We start from the raw sequence: 7,571 nt of genomic DNA, 5'->3' as shown, positions 1-7,571 counted from the left end.
AAACGAAACAGCGCCGATGATAGTGTAGCATTTGCTATGTGAAAGTAGGACATTACCAGGCTTCAAATTGTAGAAAGCCCGACTAGAAATAGTCGGGCTTTTTTACGTCTGCAGAAAAGTGAAATACGCGCAATTAACACACACTCACAGCAACCCCCATCACGTAGGCCGGGCGAGCACAGCGACTCCCGACGTTAAAATCACAGCAAAATCCCTCAATATCTCAGTGGGCCAATCCAGTAGCATTTGCTATGTGACTCTCCACCGCTGTGGGCACTACGACATCACAAGGCTTAAAATTGTAGAGAGCATGACTAGAAATAGTCGGTTTTTTTACGTCTGCAGAAAATGAAATGTGCGAATTAACACACTCATAGCAACACCATCACGTAGGTCGGGCGAGCACAGCGACTCCCAACGTTAAAATCACATTATAGTGTTCTTATTTCACGAGCTGGATTACCCGCTACTACGGTATTAGCCATTACATTTTTAGTAACCACAGCACCCGCACCCACAATACTATTTTCGCCTATATTAACTCCAGCAAGAATAATAGCGCCTGCGCCAATCCATACGTTATTGCCTAACGCGATAGGTGCTGCAAAGTTTTCCTTATTAAGCCTTTCTGCTGGATTAGTAGCATGTGACACAGCTAAAAGCTGAACGTTCGGGCCTATTAAGCAGTCATCACCTATGGTGATTGAGTAATTGGCTAATGGCGAATCGAGAAGTGTGCAATTAACATTCATAAAAGTACGATCACCAATAACTATTTGATTGCCATAATCGCAATGAAAACCTGATTCTATAATTACCTCTTCACCGCATTGTGCGAACAGCTCTTTAATACGCTTTAAATTACCTTTGCTCGGGCTTTTATTGAATAATCGGCATATCTCGCCTGTTTGTTTTCTTTGCATTAAATATGGCTTAGTCACGCTATTAAATAATTTCATTGAGTTTGTTATTCATTTATATGCATACATTATTAAGTATTATCTCATGCTTATATATTTTACTGAAAAGTTGTTATTACCTTTTTGTATGAGCTAAAAAGGTTTTAAACAAATTTTGACTTTTATTATATTCCTTTTTAAAAAAGCTTTAATAATGTAAAATTCATGTTACAAGGAGTAAGTAATGAAATTAAATAAACTAACTAAATTATTCTGTTTAACAATTATTTTAGCCGGTTGTGGGGGAGGGGGTAATGATGCCAGCCAACCTGCTAATAATGATTCTGGTTCTTCTGGAAAAACTAAATTTGTTAAGCCTGATTATCAAAATACGCCTACCTATGACGGTGAATTATCTTTATTCGAAATAACAGCAAGTAATGTAACTCAACTAACAACTCAGTACTCATATCTAATAGATAGCCTAAATTCCATAGTATTTGGAGAGGATTATCAAAATCTATTTCTCCACGACCCAGTGCTAGATAACCAATCTGATAATTTCGGTTGTGTTACTGGCTCTGCTGACATGAAAGAGGAAGAGGCTAATCAGCACTATATAATTACTTATAACAATTGCTCTGCTGCTGGGTGGGTTTTTAATGGGCAATCTGATATTTATATCGAAAACTCTAACGCTGAATTTGTTTTAGAATATGGGGTAGTACCTAGTTTAACAATTAGTAACGAAGTGCTTGGGGTTACCTATTTAACAGAAGGTTTTGCTATTGCTAATAGTCAGGGAGTAAATAGTGACAGTAGCGCTACTGTGAATATTCAATTTAAAGGTGCTGATGAAAATTCGCTTGATATTTTATTCTCTAATGTAAGGCTTGATGCTGTTTTAGATGCAACGAATGTTGGGTATGGTATTGGTTTTAATGGTGAAGTTTATTTTAGTGATTTAGGAAAACTAACAATAAAAACTGATGAGTTTTATCCAACCAATGATATATCTCTGCCTTCAATAATAGGAGCAAAGTACACCCTAATATCACAAAATACTGCCAGTGTAGATCTCAAAGCTAATGGCATTTCGACCATACATCTATCTAATGAATTTTTACCACTAGAGTTTTATTTAACTGACTTAGATAATGTTTATAACAATACTGCCAACTCTGTTCCTATAGCAAGTATTTCAGGCTCGAACAAAGCTCTACGACACTCTATCCTTACTCTTGATGCAACGCAGTCCAAGGACCCTGATTTTGAACCATTAGGTTATGAGTGGAAATTAATAACTTTTCCGCAGAATGCTAGTTGGCAACTTGGCACCGGTAGCAAAATTGACTTTATTGGAGACCTACCTGGCCTTTATCGTATTTCGTTAACAGTTGTAGACCCAAGTGGTGCAGAAAATACTGTGGAGCATGAGTTTAAATTAGAAAAACTGCCAGCAATTGTTTCTGACATTACTGCATATGATGAAATAGAATTAGGTGAACACTATACAGCCATTATTAACTTATCCAATGATGAGTTCGATGGTCCTTTTGAATACAAAATTGCTTATGGGCCAAGTAATATCTCGATTTCAGAACAAGGAGAGATTAATTGGTTAAGCAACGCGCCTGACTTTGGTAGTAATTTAAACGTAAATTTTGCTGTTGATATCTCAAACTCTGACAATCAAATAAGAATTAAGCACCAAATCAACCTTCAATCACTCGGTGGCGTAGATAATCGCTCAGTTGGTTATGTGAACAACTCAACATCCAGTGTAGCTTCAATTAAGCTTTCGAACCAAAAAAGGGGTGTATTACGCGGTAATGATAATTATATTTTAAGTCTCAGTGAGACAGGGTTGCTAGAATACAATAAATGGATACCTCCCTTACCTTCAAATGTTGAGCATGTAGGTGCATTTCTGAATCAGTCAGGGACGCAACTAAATTGGCTAAGTATTACTTACAACCAAGAGGCAGCTAAACATCAAATATTTTTAACTAATGAGGGTTCAAGTAGTTTGCTGATAGATGATGTTTCGGCTGAAAACTATAACTCTATGGTATTTGATTATAACGGCGATGGTATTGAAGATATTCTTCTTTCGGCGGGGCATTCGTATGATAGTTATCTTATTAATGGAAATGATCTTTCTATCACTACGCTTATTGTTGCGCCGGACCTTTCACTTAATTATTCAAATCGCTTGATTCAAGTTTGTGATTTGAATAACGACGGCTTTAAAGAGTTAATTGATAGGGAAAGTATATTTGATGTCAAACAGAACAAATACCTGATAGGACCCTATTCTGAATATAAATTTAAGGCATTTACCAGTGGTGATAATTGTCGTGTAACTAGATATAAGGCCTCCGAACATTATAGTGAACTAATATGGTGGGAAGGTGGTGAACTGCAGGTGGGTAGTGAAAAGTTTGAGACTAATTTCAATGATGGTATTTCGATTAGCCTTGAAGTAGATAGTCCTTATAGTCATGTTTATTTTTCTAATTCAAAAGAGCTTTATTACTTTGATCAGCAGTGGCAATTGTTCTCTGTATCTATTGCTGAAAACCCCATTGGGAGAGTAATAGGTGCTGTTGATTTTGATAATGATGGAATACAGTCATTATTAGTAAGCAAAACAGATAGTTTAGAAGGAAGTTATTTATACGAAGAATATGCGATGCAAAGCTTTAGCTATGAGAATGGGCTATGGCAGCTTGAGTATTCATCAGTGGCTCAAGGTCAACTTCCTAATCTTCATATTGTTGGTGCTGTTGATGATACGGTTAGCATTTCAGATTTTGGCCGTTCGGCTAAGGTAACGCACAATAATGCACCTGTTACTTTCACTGGAGAGATGCTGTTAACGCAAGATAATGAAAATCAAATTGAGTATTCATTAACTCAAATTAACAACGAGACATTTATTGTTAAACGCAATACAGGTTCAACCAGTGTAATTTGGCAAACTAGCGTTGCAGAAGTGACTTTTTCTAATTCGTATGATTTTGCTTTTACAGAGTCCGAAACACACTTGAGCTTTAAAAGTGATATTAGATATTACACAATCGCTAAACAAACAGGAGAAGTCGTATCAAGAGCCTACTTTCCTTACTTGCCGTCTGAGGAGTTGTCAAAAATAATAATAGGTTATTACGATTTAGGTATAGCTTTTTACGAAAATCCAAGCTTATCACCCATTTCAATTGACAGTAGCAATTGGCCTGTACCTTTAGATTTCTTACAAGAAACAACAAGCCATGTAGCGCATGTACATGCTATTCAGCTAGATTCAGATCCTCAACTAGAGCTAATAATTGATTATCGTACTTTTGGTACTTTCGATGAAGAAGGTGGTTTAATAGTATTAGATACGAAAACGAAAGCATTAGAAATTTTGGACGAACAACAAATTAAGGGCTTTACAATTTACCACAAAGAGAAAATCCTCGATGAAGCTATAGGTGGCGTTTATGGCCGAAACTATCTGGCGCATTACTCTATAGAAAAAACAATTAGCCTAGTGGATAAGTTATCAAATCAAGTTATTTGGGAGAGTCCACAAATCTCGAATAATTACCACGATGTATTAATTCAAAAAGATGAGCGTGATTCTTGGAGTTTATATATTTTAGGTAGTGAGTTTTTAATATATCCTTATTTGAACTAAAAAATAATAGCGTGCTCAGTAATCTAGTTTCTAGCTCACTGAGCAAGTTAGAATGTTTCACCACATCTACATGCTGTTAAATTAAAAAGCGCACATTGCGCTTTTTTTACTCATTCACTTGCCATTTAGGTTGTTTCGTTTAAAATCGCATAACTTTCGAAATGAAACTTAATTCACGAGCTTTATGACTAAACGAAACACACAGCAGCGTCGTCACAATATACTGGTTCAAGTTAATGAATTAGGTGAAGTAGCCGTTGAAAAGTTAGCACAGCAGTTTCAAACATCTGAAGTAACCATTCGAAAAGATTTAACCTCGCTTGAAAAAAGTGGTTTATTACTTCGCCGCTATGGGGGGGCTATTGCACTGCCTAAAGAAATCGTTAGCGATGAAATAGATTCAAAGCGCAAAGTTGCAATAGCTAAGGCAGCAGCTGCACTTATAAAAGATCATAACCGCATTATTATTGATAGCGGGCGTACTACTGCTGCGATGATCCCCGAGCTTGCTGATAAGCGTGGGCTAGTTGTAATGACAAACGCAATTAAAGTAGCGAGTCGTTTATTAGCACTTGAGAACGAGCCAACACTTTTGATGACCGGTGGGACGTGGGATCCGCATTCTGAGTCGTTTCAGGGGCAAGTTGCCGAAAATGTATTATGCTCTTATGACTTTGATCAGCTCTTTATTGGTGCGGATGGTATAGATGTAAAACGTGGCACAACAACCTTTAATGAGTTAGTTGGTTTGAGCCAAGTAATGGCAAAAGCGGCTCGTGAAGTAATTGTAATGGTTGAATCAGATAAGATTGGCCGAAAAATACCAAATTTAGAATTACCGTGGAAAATAGTAACCACATTAATAACCGACAATGGCTTAGCAGACGAAAAACGCAAAGCAATTGAGGCGTGTGGTGTAAAACTAATTTGCGCAGAGATTATTGAATAGTAACTACAAAGTGAGTTACTAGAATTAAAAAATTAATGGAGACACTATGTGTGGAATAGTTGGGGCAGTTGCAGAACGTCCAGTAAACAAAATTTTAGTTGAAGGCCTTAAACGTCTTGAATACCGTGGTTATGACTCAGCAGGCGTAGCATTGCTTGATGGCAACACACTTAATACTGTTAAAGCAGTAGGTAAAGTAGTAAACGTAGAAGCTGCACTTGAGAAAGCAGGCGTTAGCGGTCATACAGGTATTGCACACACTCGCTGGGCAACACATGGTAGCGTTACAGAAGCAAATGCACACCCACATGTATCAAACAACCAGTTAGCACTTGTGCACAACGGTATTATTGAAAACCACGCAAGCTTACGCGCATCGCTTAAAGAAGAAGGCTACGAGTTTCTATCTGAAACCGATACCGAAGTAATGGTGCACTTAATTCATAAGCTTCGTAAGCAGCACACGACTTTACTAGCATCAGTACAAGCTGCTGTTAAACAGTTTGAAGGTGCGTTTGGTACAGTTGTATTTGATAAAGCAAACGACAACGAAATCATTGTAGCGCGCTCAGGTAGCCCTCTTGTTATTGGTTTAGGCCTTGGCGAAAACTTTATAGCTTCTGATCAGTTAGCACTATTACCTGTTACTCGTAGCTTCATCTTTTTAGAAGAAGGCGATGTAGCGCGTATTACACGTGACACAGTAGAAATTTTTGATGAAAATGGCGACGCTGTAGAGCGTGAAGTGATTGAGTCAAACATTACACAAGATGCATCAGGCAAAGGCGACTACCGCCACTACATGCTAAAAGAAATCTACGAGCAACCACTTGCGGTACGTAATACCCTTGAAGGGCGTTTAAACGACGACCGCGTAGCAATTGATGCCTTTGGCGAAAGCGCTCAGCAAATATTTAAAGACGTAAAACACGTGCAAATTATTGCCTGTGGTACGTCTTACCATTCAGGTATGGTTGCACGTTATTGGCTTGAGCAATTTGCAGGCGTTAGCTGTAATGTAGAAATAGCTTCTGAATTTAGATACCGTCAGTCGTTTGTTCATGAAAATAGCTTACTTGTTACTATTTCTCAATCGGGTGAAACTGCCGATACGCTAGCTGCATTACGCCTAGCTAAAGAGCAAGGTTACATGGCCTCAATGACCATTTGTAACGTACCTGGTTCATCGCTTGTACGCGAATCAGACCTTGCCTTTATGACCAAAGCTGGCGCTGAAATAGGCGTGGCTTCTACTAAAGCATTTACAACGCAATTAGTTGGTTTGTTAATGCTTACTGCGTCTATAGCTCAAGAAAAACAGCTTGATCAAAGTGCTATTGTTAATGCTATAAAAGTACTACCTGCTAAGCTTGAAGAAACATTACTGCTTGCAGATGGCATTGCAGACCTTGCAGAAGAATTTGCCGACAAGCATCACTCACTGTTTTTAGGTCGTGGCTCACAATATCCAATCGCAATGGAAGGTGCGCTTAAGCTTAAAGAGATTTCGTACATTCACGCAGAAGCCTACGCAGCGGGCGAGCTAAAACATGGCCCACTCGCACTTATTGATGCTGACATGCCAATTATTGTTGTAGCACCAAACAATGAGTTATTAGAAAAGCTTAAATCAAACGTAGAAGAAGTACGCGCACGTGGCGGCATTATTTACGTATTCGCAGATAAAGATTCACACTTTGAGTCAGACGACACAATGCGTGTTATCAACGTAAACCACACTGACGACATTATTGCGCCAATTGTTTACACACTGCCATTACAGTTACTGTCGTACTACGTAGCAGTAATTAAAGGTACCGACGTTGACCAACCACGTAATTTAGCTAAATCAGTTACTGTTGAGTAAAATCAATAGGTTGGTAATTACCTGTTAAAGATAAAAAGGCGCTTATAGCTGTCTCTTGATCACAAGTCTGACTCAAGAGATTTTGCTAAATCGTAGCCTTCCAGGATGGCTTGTAACTTAAGCCATCCTTGCCATAACACTTTCACAGATGCACGCCCTGTGCGCTTGGTA

General features: G+C 38.4%; 4 protein-coding genes. 3 read left to right on the top strand and 1 reads right to left on the bottom strand.

The window, feature by feature from the left end; all coding sequences use genetic code 11:
* Window positions 1-431: 431 nt before the first annotated feature.
* Complete coding sequence (locus H5116_RS19815) at window positions 432-959, bottom strand: sugar O-acetyltransferase (RefSeq protein WP_024596997.1); 528 nt, start codon at window positions 957-959, stop codon at window positions 432-434.
* Window positions 960-1,143: 184 nt separating this feature from the next.
* Between H5116_RS19815 and H5116_RS19810 the strand changes: the two genes are divergently transcribed.
* The 3 genes from H5116_RS19810 (at window position 1,144) to glmS (ending at window position 7,400) form a co-directional block, all read left to right on the top strand.
* Window positions 1,144-4,584, top strand: a complete 3,441-nt coding sequence (locus H5116_RS19810) for a VCBS repeat-containing protein (RefSeq protein WP_182716911.1) — start codon at window positions 1,144-1,146, stop codon at window positions 4,582-4,584.
* A 184-nt stretch (window positions 4,585-4,768) separates the two neighbouring features.
* The gene (locus H5116_RS19805; protein WP_182716910.1) at window positions 4,769-5,533 is read left to right on the top strand and encodes a DeoR/GlpR family DNA-binding transcription regulator; all 765 of its coding nucleotides are present in this window, start codon (window positions 4,769-4,771) and stop codon (window positions 5,531-5,533) included.
* 46 nt (window positions 5,534-5,579) lie between these two features.
* Window positions 5,580-7,400 carry a glutamine--fructose-6-phosphate transaminase (isomerizing) gene (glmS, locus tag H5116_RS19800; protein ID WP_182716909.1) on the top strand — a complete coding sequence of 607 codons (1,821 nt, stop codon included), beginning with the start codon at window positions 5,580-5,582 and terminating at the stop codon, window positions 7,398-7,400.
* Window positions 7,401-7,571: the final 171 nt, after the last annotated feature.

It is taken from the genome of Pseudoalteromonas sp. SG45-2, assembly GCF_014164115.1.
Classification (GTDB): domain Bacteria; phylum Pseudomonadota; class Gammaproteobacteria; order Enterobacterales; family Alteromonadaceae; genus Pseudoalteromonas; species Pseudoalteromonas distincta.
Note: the sequence above shows the minus strand (reverse complement) of the source record. Positions and strands in the feature narration are given on the sequence as shown.